Genomic DNA, 14,841 nt, shown 5'->3' on the forward strand with positions numbered 1-14,841 from the left:
CTTCCTTTAAAAAATTGCGTTTTCATAGACCTGAAACCCTCGTGTCAAGGCCTCAATCTCCTCTTTAATGGAGCTGTGATCCCCACTGAGGTTTTGCAGAACTTCAGCAATCTTATCTGCAATGAAAGTAAACTCTGTTGTGGTCATGCCTCGACTTGTGAGTGCAGACGACCCCAAGCGAATACCGCTAGTGATAAAGGGACTTCTTGTCTCATTGGGAATAGTGTTTTTATTCACAATGATACCAACCTTTCCCAAAGCCTCTTCGGCTTCTTTTCCGCTAAAATGTTTAAAACGCATAAGCAACAAGTGGTTATCACTCCCTCCACTAACTAAATCAAATCCATGTCTTAAAAGCCCCTTGACTAAAACTTGCGCGTTAGCCTTAACTTGTTTGGCATAGGTTTTCCAAGTAGGTTTGAGATTTTCTAAAAAGCCCACCGCCTTAGCTGCAATCACATGCATCAAAGGTCCTCCTTGAGTGCCCGGGAAAAGGGCCTTATCAATCTTTTTGGCTAATTCTTCATCATTGCTAAGAATCAAACCTCCTCTAGGACCTCTAAGAGTTTTATGTGTGGTGCTACTGACCACATGGCAGTGAGGGAATGGGTGGGAGTGTTCGCCCGCTACAACTAGCCCGGCAATGTGAGCCACATCGCCCATCAACAATGCACCCACAGAGTCAGCAATCTCTCTAAAGCGTCTAAAATCGATTTCTCTAGGATAGGCTGAAAACCCACAAACTAATAATTTAGGGCGCACAATTTGAGCGATCTTAAACACTTCCTCATAATCAATCCAACCCTCTTGATTAACCCCATAGTGAAAACCTTGAAAATGCTGGCCAGTAACGCTCACCTTAGAAGCGTGAGTCAAATGCCCCCCACTACTAAGCTCCATACTCAAAATCTTATCATAAGGTTTTAGCAAAGCGTGGTAGATTGCCATATTAGCTTGACTGCCTGAATGGGGTTGCACATTGGCAAATTGGCAATCAAACAACGCCTTAGCGCGTTCAATAGCTAATTTTTCCACCTGATCTACTACTTCACAGCCTCCATAATAACGCTTAAAAGGATACCCCTCTGCGTACTTATTGGTCAGCACACTCCCCATTGCTTCCATCACACTCTCAAAAGTGTAATTTTCACTCGCGATCATTTCTAAATGTTCGCTTTGGCGCGTTAACTCGGCTTTAACTAGATGAAAAATTTCCGGATCGCTCTGCTCCAAATGAAAAACTTTAGACATGCTTGTCCTTACTTTCGGGTTTCATCGCAGGGAATAAAATCACATCTTTGATGGTTTTGGAATTGGTGAACAACATCACGAGGCGATCGATGCCAATCCCCTCTCCAGCTGTAGGAGGCATGCCATGCCCCAATGCCCACACATAGTCGCTATCCATAAATTGCGCCTCTTCATCCCCACTCTCTTTTGCCCTAACCTGCTCTTCAAAGCGTTGGTATTGATCTAGGGGATCGTTGAGCTCGCTAAACCCATTGGCGATCTCTTTACCCGCGATGAAGAGCTCGAAGCGATCGGCAATGTTGGGGTCTGTGTCGTTACGGCGCGCTAGAGGACTAATCTCAATGGGATATTCTGTGATGAAAGTAGGGTTGATTAGCTTGGATTCCACGCACAAATCAAAGGCTTCAGCGAGCAATTTGCCATGCGTGATCAAGCCTTCCAGCTTAACGCCCTGCTTTTCTAAAAAAGTTTGTAAGAGGGCACTATTCTCTACTACGCTATTTTCTAACCCTCCAATCTCTACAAGAGCCTGTTTAAAACCTAGCACTCTCACCGCGTTAAAATCAATCGTATGTTCTTGATAGGTGATCTGTGTAGGTAAATTTAACGCTTGCAATAATTCTTCAAAGAGCTCTTGAGTGAGCGCGATCAAGTCTTCATAGGTCTTATACGCCCAATAAAATTCTAACATCGTAAACTCGGGGTTATGAGAGTGATCCATGCCCTCATTTCTAAAATTACGATTGATTTCAAAGACGGCTTCAAAACCTCCCACTACCAAGCGTTTTAAATACAATTCGGGGGCGATGCGCAAATAGCGTTCTACCTCTAGGGCGTTGTGGTAGGTGATAAAGGGGCGTGCATTAGCTCCTCCGGCAATGGGGTGCATCATTGGGGTTTCCACCTCTAAAAAGCCCTTTTTCTCAAAAAAATGGCGGATGATCGCCACAATTTGGCTACGGGTTTTAAAAACCTCTTTAACTTCCGGGTTGGCGATCAAGTCTACATAGCGTTGGCGGTAGCGCAATTCAATATCGCTTAGACCATGAAACTTTTCAGGCAAAGGCACAATTGCCTTAGTCAGTATCTTATAAGAAGTGGCATGTAGACTAAGCTCGTTGGTCTTAGTAACAAAGGGATAACCCTCCATATTCACGATGTCGCCCACTTCTACGCATTTTTTAAAGCTATCAAAGGCCTCTTTACCCAAGTCATTTTGAGACAGATATACCTGCACGAGCGCGCTCTGATCTTCAATTTTTAAAAAGCAAGCCTTACCCATCAGACGGATAAAGCGTACGCGTCCCACCAAAGTATGCATGCTAGTGGGGTCTTTTTGCCCCTCTGTGAGCACACTAAAGGTTTGCAAAAACTCCGCATTGCTTAGGGTGCGTTTGACTTGGTTGTCATAAGGGTTTTGCGCTAGTGAGCGCAATAAATCGGCCTTTTGTATGCGTTGTTGGATATAAGGATTACTGAACATGGAGACTCATTTAGTTAGATAGGGAATTACTTTGACTTTTTTGTTTGGCTTCACTGGCTCTATTTTGAATGGTTTCGCCAAGTTTTTGTACCTCAGGCTGGCGCATCACATAGGCTGCCACTTCTTGCATGCTAGGATAAAGTTGACTATGAGTGCGCAAATAAGTGTCCATAGGTTTCATAAAGCTAAAGTGAGAAACACCATAGAGTAAAAAGGCGAAGACAAGATACATTTTTGTACAGGCAAAGAAAAAGCCCAAAACCTTGTCAATTGCCCCTAAATTACTCAGCCCAACCGCTTTACTCACGATTACGCCTCCAATTAAAAAAGCGATCCAAACACCAGCTAAGATAAGCGTAAAACCAATGAGGCTTTCTATGGACGCATTATGGAAATTGTGCACATGAGCAGAAAACAACACTCCTGCATCGCCAGCAAACCTAGAACCCAGCCACACCCCGCACACAATGCCCAAAATGCCTGCAACCTCATCAATCAAGCCATTATAAAAACCACGAATACCCACAACAAGAACAATAGCGACTAAGGCTACATCAATATAATCCATCATACATTCCAAGTGAATTTAAGACAATCTATCCTAGAATTATAAACTCTGTAAGCTTAATTTTACATCCATTCTAAGGAGTGCTGTTGCCTTCGCTAGGGCTTAAAGTTCATACACGGGACTGGCTTGTATCCCGTGTTCATTGGGGGTTAGCTCTAATTTTTCTTACCCCTCTTTATGTGGGTTCACTTCTTACAAAACACCCTTTATTGCTTGTGGCTACAGAAAGTTTACTAGCTCCTTTGAGCATATTGGTTTATTTGCGCGTAAAAAAACGCAAAGCATTTGGATTTGGATTCTTGGTAGGTTTGGGGATGTTTTATTGGTCTGCTTTAAGCTTTCGCTACAGCGATTATAGCTTTCTTGTCCCTCTGATGATCGCTCTAGTCGCCCTTTGTTATGGCGGGGTTTTTTACCTGCTCTGTTGGCATTCTTCCCCTATTTATCGTGTGCTTAGTCTTTGGTTGGCTAGCTACATCCACCCCTTTGGCTTTGATTGGTTTGTCCCTGAGTCCTTTTTTGCCTATTCTGTTTTTAAAGTAGATAAACTCAGTTTTCTATGTATTGCAAGTGCTATAGCTCTTTTAAGCTCCCAAGCTGAGGGAGAGCGATTCCTATTTTTAAAATCCCATACGCATTTTTATACAAAATTTTTAGCCTCTTTCCTGCTGGCTTTAAGCATGGATTGGCAACCTAAAGGCATCCCCTCTATTTTACCCCCTATGCAAGTGGTAACTACCCATATTGCTCAAGATGTGAAATGGCAACAAGCCCATTTAGATACCATCGTAGCGCAAAATTTTCAAACGATCCAAAAAGCCATTGTAGCGCATAAAAGTATTGTTATCTTGCCCGAAACCGCCTTTCCCTTTGTGCTCAATACAAGTGAGGTGCTCTCTGATTTGCTCACTCTGAGCAACAAAATCACTATCATTACCGGCGCGCTCTATAAAAAGGGCAATCTTATCTACAATTCCACCTACATTTTCCACAACAACGCCTACGACTACGCCCACAAGGTGATCTTAGCCCCCTTTGGAGAAACCATGCCCCTTCCAAAATTTCTAGCCAACTATCTTGATTCTATTTTCTTTGGTCCTAGTGCTTTTCAGTTAGGGAGTGGGGAAACTTTTAGAGATTTTAACATTGCCGGTCTCAATTTTAGACCTTTGGTGTGCTATGAGGGCACTTCAGCACAGGCATACCCATATAGCCCACAGATTTTTATCGTTATTAGTAATAATGGCTGGTTTGTGCCCAGTATTGAACCCTTTTTACAAAGAATGCTTTTAAAGTATTATGCGCGGCGTTTTCACAAGATCATTATCCATAGCACCAATCTTTCCCCCTCCTATATCTTAACACCCACTCTCTTGGGCGATCAAAACAAGGATTTTTGATGTTAGAAGCCACGCATTTAGGTCATCGTTTTGAACACTGGCTCTATCAAGACATCCATTTGCAAGCAAAGGCTGGCGAATCCATCGCGCTATTAGGAGTGAGCGGGAGTGGAAAATCCAGCCTTTTAAACCATCTCTCAACCATGTTACCACCCTTAGAAGGACATGTGCGCTTATTAGATCACCCCAATATCTACGCCTTACCTCTTAAAACTCTCTTAGATATTCGTCGCCACCATGTGGGAATTATTTTTCAAGCACATTATCTCTTTAAGGGCTTTAACGCCCTAGAAAATCTTCAAGTGGCTTCAATCTTAAGCCAACAACCCATCCAAGAGGATTTATTAGAGAGACTAGGTATAGCCCATGTGCTCTCTCAAAGCGTGGGGGAGCTCAGCGGAGGACAACAGCAACGCCTTTCCATTGCGCGCATTCTCACCAAGAAACCCAAGATCATCTTTGCAGATGAGCCTACAGGAAACTTAGATAGCACTACAGCTTTAGGGGTTATGCAGGCCATGCAAAACTATATCCAGCACCATCAAGGCGCGTTGATTCTAGCTACTCACGATGAGAAAATGGCGCGTCATTGCACGCGCACCTACCTCTTAGAAAACCAACGCTTACGCCTAGTGTAGTCTAAAATCATAGCTCAATGATGTTATCATATAGCTACGATCTTGAGTTGAGGGGGCAAATTTTTGATTAGGCGCGTCAAAATAAGCCACCTTATAGCCTCTATGCATAGAAATTTAATAACCATTGATGCGCAACATCAAATGCAAATGCCTCCAATCATATTTGCAGTAAGACACAAGCTTTGCGCATACGCTCTAGGGCCTGTGGTGATCTTGCCCAAGAGAAACCAAGAAAAATTTTTAAACTTGCCCCCTATGAGAGCATGGGCAGTGAGGGCGTTGGCATTATAGAGGTTAGTGTAAGCGTCTTCATAGGGAGTGTCATCTGTGGTGTCAAAGGACACAGGCGATCCATTCCACCCAAGTTGTGCATTGGCGTTACCAAAATTCTTATAAACACCCCAACCAAAGTAATAATCATGGATATAAAAGCGTTGGCGCACCAATAGAGTTGCGGTATTTTTGCCTACCAAATTGCCCCGATAGTAGGTTTTTGCTAGAGTGGTGCTATAAATGGGAAACCACGCAAAGACATCTGTTTGTATTTTCCATTTACCCGGACTAAAGATCGCATTAGTCTGCAAACCGGGCGCGTTGAAATTTTTAGGATAAAACCACAAAAATGGCATGATAGTAAAGTGCTTAGAGTTCCAAGCTAGACTGAGAGCATGCATGCCATAATTAGTGCGCCTGCCATCGGGAAACTCATAACTCACAGGCGCGTAAAAATCCCGAATAAATTGGATATTAGCCAACCCACGCCCATAAGTGCTAAACCACACAAGCTTAAGATGTTTAAATTGGACAAACGCTTCAAATCCCTGATTAAAGCCTCTTAAAAATAAAGCTTCTTTACTCGCATAACGCCCCAGTTTAATGCCAAAAATATCTTTATAGCTATAATCCAAATAGGCGTTATAAAGAATGTAGTTTTTAGCATGCACGCTATCCTCATAGCGCGAGTGTCTCCAAGGCGCGTTCATCAAATACCCCTCCCAACGCCCCATATAATACCAGTTGGCCGGTTGGAATTCTAAATTATCTCCACTCTGATCGACAAGTGTCTTTGTCGAGTCGTAAGCCAAGCCACCCAACTCGCCCCCAATGCCTGCTTTCAAGCGTTGAGTGTCTATAGACTTGGGCAACAAATCCATATCTATTTGCAACGCTCCAATAGCTGTAACATAACTGCCCGTGGGGTAAAGCCCCTTATCAGAATTAATAGGGGAATTATTAAAACCTATGCGTGAAAACGATCCCATTTGTCCGCTTATTTGGTAATCTAGAGCGCAAAGAAGCAAAGGGACAAGAAGCAAAAAGGATCTCAACATAACTTAATATTGCAAAGGGAGTGAGAGATGAAGTAGCAGGGGCATCGCCCCTAGAAAACCTTGCGCGCTACACAAAGACAATAGAAGCTAGGATCGAAGCATCGCCCTTTCTAATAGCCACTCTATGGATGCTAGTATAACCCCCATTGCGCGTTGCATATTTAGGGGCTAATTCGGTTACAAGCTTATGAGTGGCGTGCTTATCTTGCAGATAAGAGAACACATAGCGATGTGCATTAGAATCGCCTTTTCTAGCCATGCTCACAAGTTTTTCAATATAAGATTGCAGTTCCTTTGCCTTAAAAATCCCTGTTTGAATCTTCTCATGCGTGATCAAAGAGATGGCAAGATTTTTGAGTAGGGCTTTTCTGTGTGCACTGGTGCGTCCCAATTTTCTGAAACGATTCTGGTGTCGCATTAACTCTCCTGATTTTTAATTTTATCTAACTTGGCTTGCAAGGATGTTCTAAATTCTGCTGAAATCTCAGAACCTACAGGATAACCTAAGCCTTCTAATTTCTCAGCGATCTCATCATAGGACTTCTTGCCAAGATTTTTAATATTTTTGAGCTCATAAGTGTCCATAAGCACTAACTCACCGACATATTTAAGCCCAATTTTATCCAAACAATTAAAACACCTAGCACTTAAATTCAACCCCTCAATTTCCATCACAAGGTCTCTCTCTAGACCTTCTTCTAAATGAGCACTACTTTTGCAATCAGCAATATTGGCGTTAAAGATATGCATCTGAGCATTCATAGTCTTAATGGCATCTTGAAAGGCACGCTGAGGGTCTACCTGCCCATCACTCTCAATTTCAAAAATAAGTTTTTCGAAATTAGGGTTGCCATCTACAAGCATGTTTTCAATGTTGTATACCACCTTTTTAATGGGTGTGAAATAGGCATCTAGGGGGATATAATCGCTAGAAATGTAGCCCCGTATACTCTCAGAAGGCACATATCCCATACCCTTTTGCACAATGAGAGAAAACTCAAGGTGAGCATCCTCATTAATAGTGGCCAAGTAGGCATCATGGTCGATCACGCTAATCTCTTCATTCTCTAAATCGCGCCCGCTTAATTTGGCAGGTCCTTTAAAGGAATAGTGTACCACCACTTGATCGTTTTGGGCGTTGTCTAGGTGTTTGCCAATCAGACGGATATTTTTCAAATTAGCAATAAACAAGGTCATGTCCTCAGAAACCCCGCGCAAAGAGTCAAACTCGTGGTTAGCTCCCTCCACTTTAATTCCAATGGGTGCGTAGCCCACAGAGCTCAAAAGCAAGAACCTTCTTAGAGGGTGCGCTAGAGTGATAGCATAACCTGCTTCAAAGGCAGAGACACACACTTTAATATGTCTGTCGTTAATTTTCTCCACATTAATATCTGTAGGCACTTGTGGAGCTATTTTGATCACTTTCATGCAACTTCCCTATTATTTGGAATAGAGTTCGACAATCAATCTCTCTTCAAGAGGTAAGCTCACCTCATCTCTCTCAGGATAACGGGTGAAAATCCCAAACTTCTTATCTCTGTCTACATCGATCCATGGTACGATCCCCACTTGATTAGTAAGCTCTACAGCGCGCGTAATTTGGGGATTTTCCTTGCTTTTTTCGCGCACTTCGATTTTTTGCCCGCTTTTAATGAAAGCAGAAGGAATATCCATACGCTTGCCATCCACTAAAATATGTCCATGCGTTACTAGCTGGCGCGCAAAACTTCTAGTGGTTGCAAAACCCATGCGATAAACCACATTGTCTAGGCGACGCTCCAGCAGGCGCACCAAATTTTCCCCCGTATTGCCTTCCATGCGGTTGGCTTCTCTAAAGATCGAGCGGAATTGTTTTTCAGAAATACCATACATGGCCTTGGCTTTTTGCTTTTCACGCAGTTGTAAGCCATAGTCTGAAATTTTACCTCGTCTTTGCCCATGTTGACCCGGACCATAGGCGCGTTTGTCTAACGCGCTCTTGCCACTCAAACGGCGTTCGCCCTTGAGGAATAAAGAAATCCCAAAACGGCGTTCTAACTTTTCAACAGCACCTCTATATCTTGCCATGTGCGCTCCTTACACTCTTCTTCTCTTGGGTGGGCGGCAACCATTATGGGCTAGGGGCGTGATGTCCTTAATCCAAAGCACTTTGATGCCTTCAATGCTCCCTACACTCTTAATAGCGGTTTCGCGCCCACTTCCTGGACCCTGCACCTTAATACCCACTTCTTTAATGCCATGTTCTTTAGCCTTGTTCATTGCACTCTCTACGGCCTGTTGAGCAGCATAGGGAGTGGACTTTTTAGACCCTCTAAAGCCTAAGCCTCCTGCAGTTGCCCAACAGATGACATTACCCATTTCATCTGTAATGGTAATATTGGTATTATTGAAAGAGGCGGCAATATAGACGACACCCCGAGCAATATTCTTTTTGACAACTTTCTTCTTAATGCTGGTTCGCTTTGCCATACACTCTCCTTACTTGCTACCCACGGTTTTCTTTTTGCCCTTGCGGGTACGGGCATTGTTCTTAGTGGTCTGTCCGCGCACCGGTAAGCCCTTGCGGTGGCGAATCCCTCGATAACTCCCCAAATCCATGAGGGCTTTAATGTCCATTTGCACTTTTTTGCGCAAATCCCCCTCTACTACATAATTGGCTTGGATTTCCTTTGTGATACTAGAAATCTCGTCTTCGCTCAATTCGTGGACTCGTTTGTCTAAGGAGATGCCCACTTTGTGTAAAATATTTCTAGAGCTTTTTAAGCCCACCCCATAGATATAGGTTAAAGCATATTCTACGCGCTTTTTTTTGGGTAAATCTACCCCTGCAATCCTTGCCATGCCTATCCTTGTCTTTGTTTATGTTTAGGAGTGGTGCAAATTACACGAATCACACCCCGTCTTTTAATTACCTTGCATTTGTCGCACATTTTTTTTACAGAGGGTCTAACCTTCATCCTATCTCCTTCAATCTTACTTGAGCAAAACCCTTATTCTAGCCATCTTTGGTTAGAACTAACTTAATCACTTGTAGCGGAAAGTGATGCGTCCCTTATCCAGACTATAGGGGGTGAGCTCTAAGCGTACCCGATCGCCTAAGGCAATGCGGATATAGTGCATGCGCATTTTTCCAGAAATACGACACAACACTACATGTTTATTTTCTAACTCCACTTTAAAGGTGGCGTTGGGCAAACATTCAATAACCTTCCCATCCACCTCTATGACATCATCTTTGCCCATCAAACCTCCGTTAAAATTCTGGCTTTTTTGCCCACCATCGCAATGGTATGCTCATAATGGCTGGTGCGTAACCCATCTACAGACACCACACTCCATTTATCCTCTAAAATTTTTGGCACACCCTGTTTTTGGCAGATCATCGGCTCTATACAAAAAACCATGCCTTCTTTGATTTTAGGTCCAGATTTGGCCTTAGCCCCGGGGGTCAAATAGTTAGGAATTTGAGGCTCTTCATGGGGACTTTTGCCAATCCCATGCCCGCAAAAATCTAGCAGGGGTACAAAACCCCTTTTTCTAATAGAATTCTCTAAAATCTGACTGAGTTCCTTAAAATGCATGCCCACCTCCAGTGCGTCAATGGCTTCATGCAAACTCTCTTGAGCACAAGCGATCAAGCTCTCATCTTGCGAGCTGATTTTGCCCACGCCCAAAGTGATCGCCCCATCACCAAAAAAACCCTGCGCTTGCGCGCCCAAATCCAAGCCCACAATATCTCCCTCTTGTAGGCGGTAGTTTGTAGGAATGCCATGAATAGCCACTTCATTTAAAGAGGTACAAAGCGCGTTGGGGAATCCATAGAGTCCCTTAAAGGCAGGCTTAGCGCGCAGTTTGTAAATGTGCTCCTCAGCCAAAGCGTCTAGCTCGAGCAAACTCATGTCCACTTGGATTCTTTCGCGCAAGAGTGCTAAAGTCTGCCCTACCACAGCCCCCGCACGGCGTAGGGCTTCAATCTCTTTAGTATTACGGATGGCAATCGCCATTAAAAGCCTATCGCGCTCAAGGTTTTATACTTGCTCATATAAATCTGCGCTTCGATTTTTTTCATGGTATCAATGGCAACTTGTACCACGATGAGCACCGCCGTACCTCCAAAGTAAAAGGGCACGCCCATCGCCTTGACCAAAATCCAAGGTAGAGTAGAAATAATGGCCAGATACAAAGACCCCCAAAAAGTCAGACGGCTCGCCACAGTATTTAAAAAGCTCGAAGTTCCCTCACCCGGTCTTAAGCCTGCAATAAACCCGCCATTACGCTTGAGATTATCCGCAATATCCTTGGCGTTAAAAACAATGGAGGAATAAAAATAAGCAAAAAAGATAATGAGCAAGAACATGAGGATGTTATAGGCATAGCCATGTGGGTTTAAGAAGTCTGCAATCGCCTGTAAAATCTTATTAGAAGAGGCTTGCAAGATCGTAGAAGGAAAAACCAAAAGCGCAGAGGCAAAAATAGGAGGAATCACTCCGCTTAAGTTAAGCTTAATGGGGATGTAATTCATGATGCGCTTATTTTGATTTTGCATCATCACCTTACGGGCGTAAGAGATAGGGATGCGGCGCTCTGCCAGTTCAACATAGATGATCGCAAAAATGGTCGCTAGGATGATTGCCACAATCCCAATCAAGACTAAAATATTGATCACGCCCGTATTCACAAGGTTAAAAGTCCCCGCAATGGCAGAGGGAATGCCTGAAACAATGCCTGCAAAGATGATAAGACTAATCCCATTGCCCACACCTCTTTGAGTGATCTGTTCACCAATCCACATGAGCAACATCGTGCCAGTGAGCATAGAAAATGTAGAGATAATCAAAAAGGTTTGCATGGAGACCATGATCGCCCCATTAGGTCCATGTCCAATAGAGCGCAACCCAAAGGAGACGCTGAGGGCTTGGATGATGGTAATGCCAATGGTGGCATAACGCACAATTTGCATGTATTTTTGCATGCCATCGCGCTCTTTTTTCATCTTAGCGAGGTTGGGAAAGGTGGCACTTAAAAGCTCCATAATGATCGAGGCGGTGATATAGGGCATGATCCCCAAAGAGATAATGCTCAGACGCGAGACCGCGTTCCCACTAAACATGTTGAAAAGCCCTAAAGCGTTGCTAGAATTGCTGTCAAAAAAAGACTTAATGGCGGCTAAATCCACTCCCGGAATGGGGACATAGGCCAACACCCGATAGAGAAATAAATACCCCAGAGTGATGAAAATCTTAGTCGCGATGGCTTTTGTCATTTTTGCCCGCTGGTGCGAATTCTCTCATCTTGAACCCTAGAGACCAACTCTTTAGCCCCAGCTCCAATAAGCTTCACTTTTTCAATATAGGAGGGGAAGGGGTGCACCTTTTTAATGAGCTCCAAGCTCAAGGTCTCTAGCTCAAAAATTTCTTTATGTTTGGCAACATTGATCGCGTAGACCAAGCCCTTTGTACGGCTTTTAAAGCCTACTTTGGGCAAACGGCGTTGCAGGGGTTGTTGCCCCCCCTCAAACCCGCGTTTTTGTTTATAACCTGTGCGCGCAGTCTGTCCCTTACCTCCCCTTGTGGAGGTTTTGCCCATGCCAGAACCCTGCCCGCGTCCTACGCGCTTGGTGTGCTTGACACTACCACAAGCGGGGCGTACATTATTTAGTGCCATAAAAACTCCTATCCTTTGATTTTAGAGAGCGCATCAAAGGTGGCGCGCACCACATTATAAGGGTTGTTAGAGCCTAGTGACTTAGTCAAAATGTCCTTAATGCCGGCTAGCTCAATCATGGGGCGTGTAGAACCCCCAGCAATAACACCTGTTCCTTCAGAGGCGGGTTTGAGCAAAATACGGCTGGCGTTGTACTTGCATTCGATGTCATGGGCGATGGTCGTACCCTTAATTTTAACCTCAATGATGTTTTTAAACGCGTCATCAATGGCTTTTTTGATCGCATCGGGGACTTCTTTGGCTTTACCTAGTCCAAAGCCCACAAGCCCATTTTTATTGCCAATCACCACCAAAGCGTTAAAGCGGAAGCGTCGCCCGCCCTTGACCACTTTAGTAACGCGTCCAATATTGACTACAACTTCTGAAAACTCTTCTTTATTGATTTCCATACCCATCCTTAGAGCGCGATATTTTGCTCGCGCAAGGTTTGCGCAAATGCGGCCACCACTCCGTGGTATAAATAACCATTGCGATCGTACACCACTTTTTCAATGCCCTTTTGTTTAAGGCTCTCTGCAAAAATTACCGCTAGCTTTTTGCTAGCTTCAATATTCTTCCCTAGCCCCAATTTTCTGCCATCCACATGCGCAAGAGTGGCGTGCGCATTGTCATCAATGGCTTGGGCGTAGAGATGTTTATTAGATTTAAAAATGCTTACACGGGGACGCTCCTGCGTGCCAAAAACTTTAGATCGCACGCGCATTTTGCGCTTGGCGCGCTGGAGCTTCTTTTTTTCTAAAACGCTCTCTGTCATACTCTTTCCTTATTTTTTAGCGGTTTTACCGGCTTTGCGCAAGATGACTTCATCGCTGTACTTGATGCCCTTGCCCTTGTAGGGTTCTGGAGGGCGGTAGGCGCGAATATCTGCGGCCAATTGTCCGATTTGCTGTTTATTGCTCCCTTTAAGCGTGATGGTGTTTTTGTCTACCACCACTTCCACACCCTCAGGAATAGGGTGTTTGATAGGATGGCTAAAGCCCAAAGTGAGCTCTAAGACCTTATGCCCGAGTGCAGCTTTATAACCCACGCCATTAATTTCTAACACCTTGCTAAAACCCTTATCTAGGCCCACGACTATATTATGCGCGAGGGCGTTATAAGTGCCCCAAAAGGCACGGCTCTGTGCGCCTTCACCCACAGGCTCAAAACGCAGGGCATCCCCCTCTAGGACAATGTGCACACGCCCATGTGTTTCTAGGACTTGACTTGTCTTACTATTTTTAAAATGCAAGCAAGTCCCCTCCACACTCACCTGTACCCCGCTAGGGATTTTAATATTTCTCTTACCAATTCTTGACATGCCACACTCCTACCAAATACTGCAAAGCACTTCACCGCCTACATTCTGTTTATAGGCTTCTTCATTGGTGATCACGCCTTTGCTGGTACTCACCACAATCACCCCATACCCATTTTTAAAGCGTTTGAGCTCGCTAGCCTGCTTGTAGAGTCTACGCCCGGGCTTGCTCAAGCGTTTAATCTCGCTGATGACCGCGCGTCTTTTATCATCATAGGCCAATTCCACAGAAATAAAATTTTTGCCTTTTTTTTCGATCACTTGGTAATTGGCGATGAAACCCCGATCTTTAAAAATCTGCAGAATGGACACCACGATTTTGGCATAGTAAAGCTCGGTAACCTCTAAACGGCGCATGCTCGCGTTACGGATACGCGTTAAAGAATCTGCGACAATATCATTTACCATGTGCGCTCCTTACCAACTAGCTTTTCTTAGGCCCGGAATCAGACCCTCATTGCCCATTTTACGCAAACAAACCCGACACAGACCAAAGTCGCGGTACACTGAATGTGGCCGTCCGCAGATATTGCAACGGGTATAAGCCCGCGCCTTAAACTTCGCTTTTCTATGGGTTTTTGCGATCATTGATTTTTTAGCCATTAGTGCCCTTTAGAAAAGGGCATTCCAAGCAATTCTAGCAACTTGAATGCCTCCTTATCGTTATTTGTGGAAGTGATGATGGCGATGTTGAGTCCATGGGTTACCATAATGTCATCATAGATTACCTCAGGGAAGATCAGCTGTTCGCTCAAGCCAAAGCCATAATTCCCCCGCCCATCAAAGCCATTTTTAGACACCCCCCTAAAATCTTTTACTCTGGGCAAGGCAATCACAATGAGTTTTTCTAAAAAGTTAAACATGACCCTATTTCTCAAGGTAACTTTCACGCCCACTGCCATGTTTTCGCGGATTTTAAAACCAGCGACTGATTTTTTCGCCTTTGTGATAACCGCCTTCTGCCCGGCAATCAGCGAGAGAGTTTGGGCGATATTTTGCATGATTTTAGCGTCTTTAGCATAGTCCCCCGCGCCCACGCTGAGTACAATTTTTTCTAGCTTGGGCAATAACATGGGATTTTTAATGCCTAGCTCCTCCGCTAGTTTCTTTTTCACTTCTTTTTCATAGAAGTTTTTCAAGCCGTCCATC

21 protein-coding genes and 1 pseudogene are annotated in these 14,841 nt (G+C 44.2%); 2 read left to right on the forward strand and 20 right to left on the reverse strand.

The window, feature by feature from the left end:
- Positions 1 to 6 precede the first annotated feature (6 nt).
- From C6H00_RS07355 to C6H00_RS07365, 3 genes are read right to left on the reverse strand one after another with little or no spacing between them, the layout of a single operon-like run.
- A complete protein-coding gene (locus C6H00_RS07355) occupies positions 7 to 1,251 on the reverse strand; it encodes a serine hydroxymethyltransferase (RefSeq protein WP_104750335.1) in 1,245 nt (414 codons plus the stop codon).
- Positions 1,244 to 2,734, reverse strand: coding sequence for a lysine--tRNA ligase (lysS, locus tag C6H00_RS07360; RefSeq protein WP_104750336.1), 1,491 nt, complete (start codon positions 2,732 to 2,734; stop codon positions 1,244 to 1,246). Before lysS ends, C6H00_RS07355 begins: the two co-directional genes overlap by 8 nt.
- Before the next feature lie 10 nt (positions 2,735 to 2,744).
- The gene (locus C6H00_RS07365) at positions 2,745 to 3,305 is read right to left on the reverse strand and encodes a CvpA family protein (RefSeq protein WP_233704478.1); all 561 of its coding nucleotides are present in this window, start codon (positions 3,303 to 3,305) and stop codon (positions 2,745 to 2,747) included.
- Positions 3,306 to 3,382: 77 nt separating this feature from the next.
- Between C6H00_RS07365 and C6H00_RS07370 the strand changes: the two genes are divergently transcribed.
- Together C6H00_RS07370 and C6H00_RS07375 are read left to right on the forward strand one after the other, a co-directional pair.
- Positions 3,383 to 4,702 (forward strand): apolipoprotein N-acyltransferase, encoded by a 1,320-nt coding sequence (locus C6H00_RS07370; RefSeq protein ID WP_324728696.1) that lies wholly within the window; start codon positions 3,383 to 3,385, stop codon positions 4,700 to 4,702.
- Complete coding sequence (locus C6H00_RS07375; RefSeq protein ID WP_104750339.1) at positions 4,702 to 5,340, forward strand: ABC transporter ATP-binding protein; 639 nt, start codon at positions 4,702 to 4,704, stop codon at positions 5,338 to 5,340. The genes C6H00_RS07370 and C6H00_RS07375 overlap by 1 nt, the downstream gene beginning before the upstream one ends.
- Here the strand turns inward: C6H00_RS07375 and C6H00_RS07380 are convergent.
- From C6H00_RS07380 to rplE, 17 genes and pseudogenes are all read right to left on the reverse strand, one after another.
- Positions 5,332 to 6,671, reverse strand: a pseudogene (locus C6H00_RS07380) (outer membrane family protein). The gene C6H00_RS07375 and the pseudogene C6H00_RS07380 sit on opposite strands and share 9 nt — an antisense overlap.
- A 67-nt stretch (positions 6,672 to 6,738) precedes the next feature.
- Positions 6,739 to 7,089, reverse strand: a complete 351-nt coding sequence (gene rplQ, locus C6H00_RS07385; RefSeq protein WP_104750340.1) for a 50S ribosomal protein L17 — start codon at positions 7,087 to 7,089, stop codon at positions 6,739 to 6,741.
- Positions 7,089 to 8,099: a DNA-directed RNA polymerase subunit alpha gene (locus C6H00_RS07390; protein WP_104750341.1), complete on the reverse strand. Its 1,011-nt coding sequence runs from the start codon at positions 8,097 to 8,099 to the stop codon at positions 7,089 to 7,091. The genes rplQ and C6H00_RS07390 overlap by 1 nt, the downstream gene beginning before the upstream one ends.
- A gap of 12 nt (positions 8,100 to 8,111) precedes the next feature.
- Positions 8,112 to 8,738 carry a 30S ribosomal protein S4 gene (gene rpsD, locus C6H00_RS07395; RefSeq protein WP_104750342.1) on the reverse strand — a complete coding sequence of 209 codons (627 nt, stop codon included), beginning with the start codon at positions 8,736 to 8,738 and terminating at the stop codon, positions 8,112 to 8,114.
- A gap of 9 nt (positions 8,739 to 8,747) precedes the next feature.
- Entirely contained in the window at positions 8,748 to 9,140 is a 393-nt protein-coding gene (gene rpsK / locus C6H00_RS07400; protein ID WP_104750343.1) for a 30S ribosomal protein S11, read from the reverse strand.
- 9 nt (positions 9,141 to 9,149) lie between these two features.
- On the reverse strand, positions 9,150 to 9,512 hold the full coding sequence (rpsM, locus tag C6H00_RS07405; protein ID WP_104750344.1) for a 30S ribosomal protein S13: 363 nt from the start codon (positions 9,510 to 9,512) through the stop codon (positions 9,150 to 9,152).
- 2 nt (positions 9,513 to 9,514) lie between these two features.
- Positions 9,515 to 9,628 carry a 50S ribosomal protein L36 gene (gene rpmJ, locus C6H00_RS07410; protein WP_013469758.1) on the reverse strand — a complete coding sequence of 38 codons (114 nt, stop codon included), beginning with the start codon at positions 9,626 to 9,628 and terminating at the stop codon, positions 9,515 to 9,517.
- 67 nt (positions 9,629 to 9,695) lie between these two features.
- Entirely contained in the window at positions 9,696 to 9,914 is a 219-nt protein-coding gene (infA, locus tag C6H00_RS07415) for a translation initiation factor IF-1 (RefSeq protein WP_104750345.1), read from the reverse strand.
- Complete coding sequence (gene map, locus C6H00_RS07420; RefSeq protein ID WP_104750346.1) at positions 9,914 to 10,675, reverse strand: type I methionyl aminopeptidase; 762 nt, start codon at positions 10,673 to 10,675, stop codon at positions 9,914 to 9,916. Before map ends, infA begins: the two co-directional genes overlap by 1 nt.
- Positions 10,675 to 11,934, reverse strand: a complete 1,260-nt coding sequence (gene secY / locus C6H00_RS07425; RefSeq protein WP_104750347.1) for a preprotein translocase subunit SecY — start codon at positions 11,932 to 11,934, stop codon at positions 10,675 to 10,677. The genes map and secY overlap by 1 nt, the downstream gene beginning before the upstream one ends.
- A complete protein-coding gene (gene rplO, locus C6H00_RS07430; RefSeq protein ID WP_104750348.1) occupies positions 11,931 to 12,335 on the reverse strand; it encodes a 50S ribosomal protein L15 in 405 nt (134 codons plus the stop codon). The genes secY and rplO overlap by 4 nt, the downstream gene beginning before the upstream one ends.
- 8 nt (positions 12,336 to 12,343) lie before the next feature.
- A complete protein-coding gene (rpsE, locus tag C6H00_RS07435) occupies positions 12,344 to 12,784 on the reverse strand; it encodes a 30S ribosomal protein S5 (RefSeq protein WP_104750349.1) in 441 nt (146 codons plus the stop codon).
- An 8-nt stretch (positions 12,785 to 12,792) separates the two neighbouring features.
- Positions 12,793 to 13,149: a 50S ribosomal protein L18 gene (gene rplR, locus C6H00_RS07440; RefSeq protein WP_104750350.1), complete on the reverse strand. Its 357-nt coding sequence runs from the start codon at positions 13,147 to 13,149 to the stop codon at positions 12,793 to 12,795.
- Between the two features lie 9 nt (positions 13,150 to 13,158).
- Entirely contained in the window at positions 13,159 to 13,695 is a 537-nt protein-coding gene (rplF, locus tag C6H00_RS07445; protein ID WP_104750351.1) for a 50S ribosomal protein L6, read from the reverse strand.
- Positions 13,696 to 13,704: 9 nt separating this feature from the next.
- Positions 13,705 to 14,100, reverse strand: coding sequence for a 30S ribosomal protein S8 (gene rpsH / locus C6H00_RS07450; protein ID WP_104750352.1), 396 nt, complete (start codon positions 14,098 to 14,100; stop codon positions 13,705 to 13,707).
- Between the two features lie 9 nt (positions 14,101 to 14,109).
- On the reverse strand, positions 14,110 to 14,295 hold the full coding sequence (locus C6H00_RS07455; protein WP_104750353.1) for a type Z 30S ribosomal protein S14: 186 nt from the start codon (positions 14,293 to 14,295) through the stop codon (positions 14,110 to 14,112).
- Entirely contained in the window at positions 14,295 to 14,840 is a 546-nt protein-coding gene (gene rplE / locus C6H00_RS07460; RefSeq protein ID WP_104750354.1) for a 50S ribosomal protein L5, read from the reverse strand. Before rplE ends, C6H00_RS07455 begins: the two co-directional genes overlap by 1 nt.
- Between the last annotated feature and the right edge of the window lies 1 nt (position 14,841).

The sequence above is a fragment of the Helicobacter cynogastricus genome (genome assembly GCF_900197855.1).
GTDB classification, from domain to species: Bacteria; Campylobacterota; Campylobacteria; order Campylobacterales; family Helicobacteraceae; genus Helicobacter; species Helicobacter cynogastricus.

Excerpts from the sequence above, each read along its gene's own strand:
- C6H00_RS07355 (WP_104750335.1), bottom strand. The coding sequence starts at position 1,251 with ATGTCTAAAGTTTTTCATTTGGAGCAGAGCGATCCGGAAATTTTTCAT.
- lysS (WP_104750336.1), bottom strand. The coding sequence starts at position 2,734 with ATGTTCAGTAATCCTTATATCCAACAACGCATACAAAAGGCCGATTTA.
- C6H00_RS07365 (WP_233704478.1), bottom strand. The coding sequence starts at position 3,305 with ATGATGGATTATATTGATGTAGCCTTAGTCGCTATTGTTCTTGTTGTG.
- C6H00_RS07375 (WP_104750339.1), top strand. The coding sequence starts at position 4,702 with ATGTTAGAAGCCACGCATTTAGGTCATCGTTTTGAACACTGGCTCTAT.
- rplQ (WP_104750340.1), bottom strand. The coding sequence starts at position 7,089 with ATGCGACACCAGAATCGTTTCAGAAAATTGGGACGCACCAGTGCACAC.
- C6H00_RS07390 (WP_104750341.1), bottom strand. The coding sequence starts at position 8,099 with ATGAAAGTGATCAAAATAGCTCCACAAGTGCCTACAGATATTAATGTG.
- rpsD (WP_104750342.1), bottom strand. The coding sequence starts at position 8,738 with ATGGCAAGATATAGAGGTGCTGTTGAAAAGTTAGAACGCCGTTTTGGG.
- rpsK (WP_104750343.1), bottom strand. The coding sequence starts at position 9,140 with ATGGCAAAGCGAACCAGCATTAAGAAGAAAGTTGTCAAAAAGAATATT.
- rpsM (WP_104750344.1), bottom strand. The coding sequence starts at position 9,512 with ATGGCAAGGATTGCAGGGGTAGATTTACCCAAAAAAAAGCGCGTAGAA.
- rpmJ (WP_013469758.1), bottom strand. The coding sequence starts at position 9,628 with ATGAAGGTTAGACCCTCTGTAAAAAAAATGTGCGACAAATGCAAGGTA.
- infA (WP_104750345.1), bottom strand. The coding sequence starts at position 9,914 with ATGGGCAAAGATGATGTCATAGAGGTGGATGGGAAGGTTATTGAATGT.
- map (WP_104750346.1), bottom strand. The coding sequence starts at position 10,675 with ATGGCGATTGCCATCCGTAATACTAAAGAGATTGAAGCCCTACGCCGT.
- secY (WP_104750347.1), bottom strand. The coding sequence starts at position 11,934 with ATGACAAAAGCCATCGCGACTAAGATTTTCATCACTCTGGGGTATTTA.
- rplO (WP_104750348.1), bottom strand. The coding sequence starts at position 12,335 with ATGGCACTAAATAATGTACGCCCCGCTTGTGGTAGTGTCAAGCACACC.
- rpsE (WP_104750349.1), bottom strand. The coding sequence starts at position 12,784 with ATGGAAATCAATAAAGAAGAGTTTTCAGAAGTTGTAGTCAATATTGGA.
- rplR (WP_104750350.1), bottom strand. The coding sequence starts at position 13,149 with ATGACAGAGAGCGTTTTAGAAAAAAAGAAGCTCCAGCGCGCCAAGCGC.
- rplF (WP_104750351.1), bottom strand. The coding sequence starts at position 13,695 with ATGTCAAGAATTGGTAAGAGAAATATTAAAATCCCTAGCGGGGTACAG.
- rpsH (WP_104750352.1), bottom strand. The coding sequence starts at position 14,100 with ATGGTAAATGATATTGTCGCAGATTCTTTAACGCGTATCCGTAACGCG.
- C6H00_RS07455 (WP_104750353.1), bottom strand. The coding sequence starts at position 14,295 with ATGGCTAAAAAATCAATGATCGCAAAAACCCATAGAAAAGCGAAGTTT.
- rplE (WP_104750354.1), bottom strand. The coding sequence starts at position 14,840 with ATGGACGGCTTGAAAAACTTCTATGAAAAAGAAGTGAAAAAGAAACTA.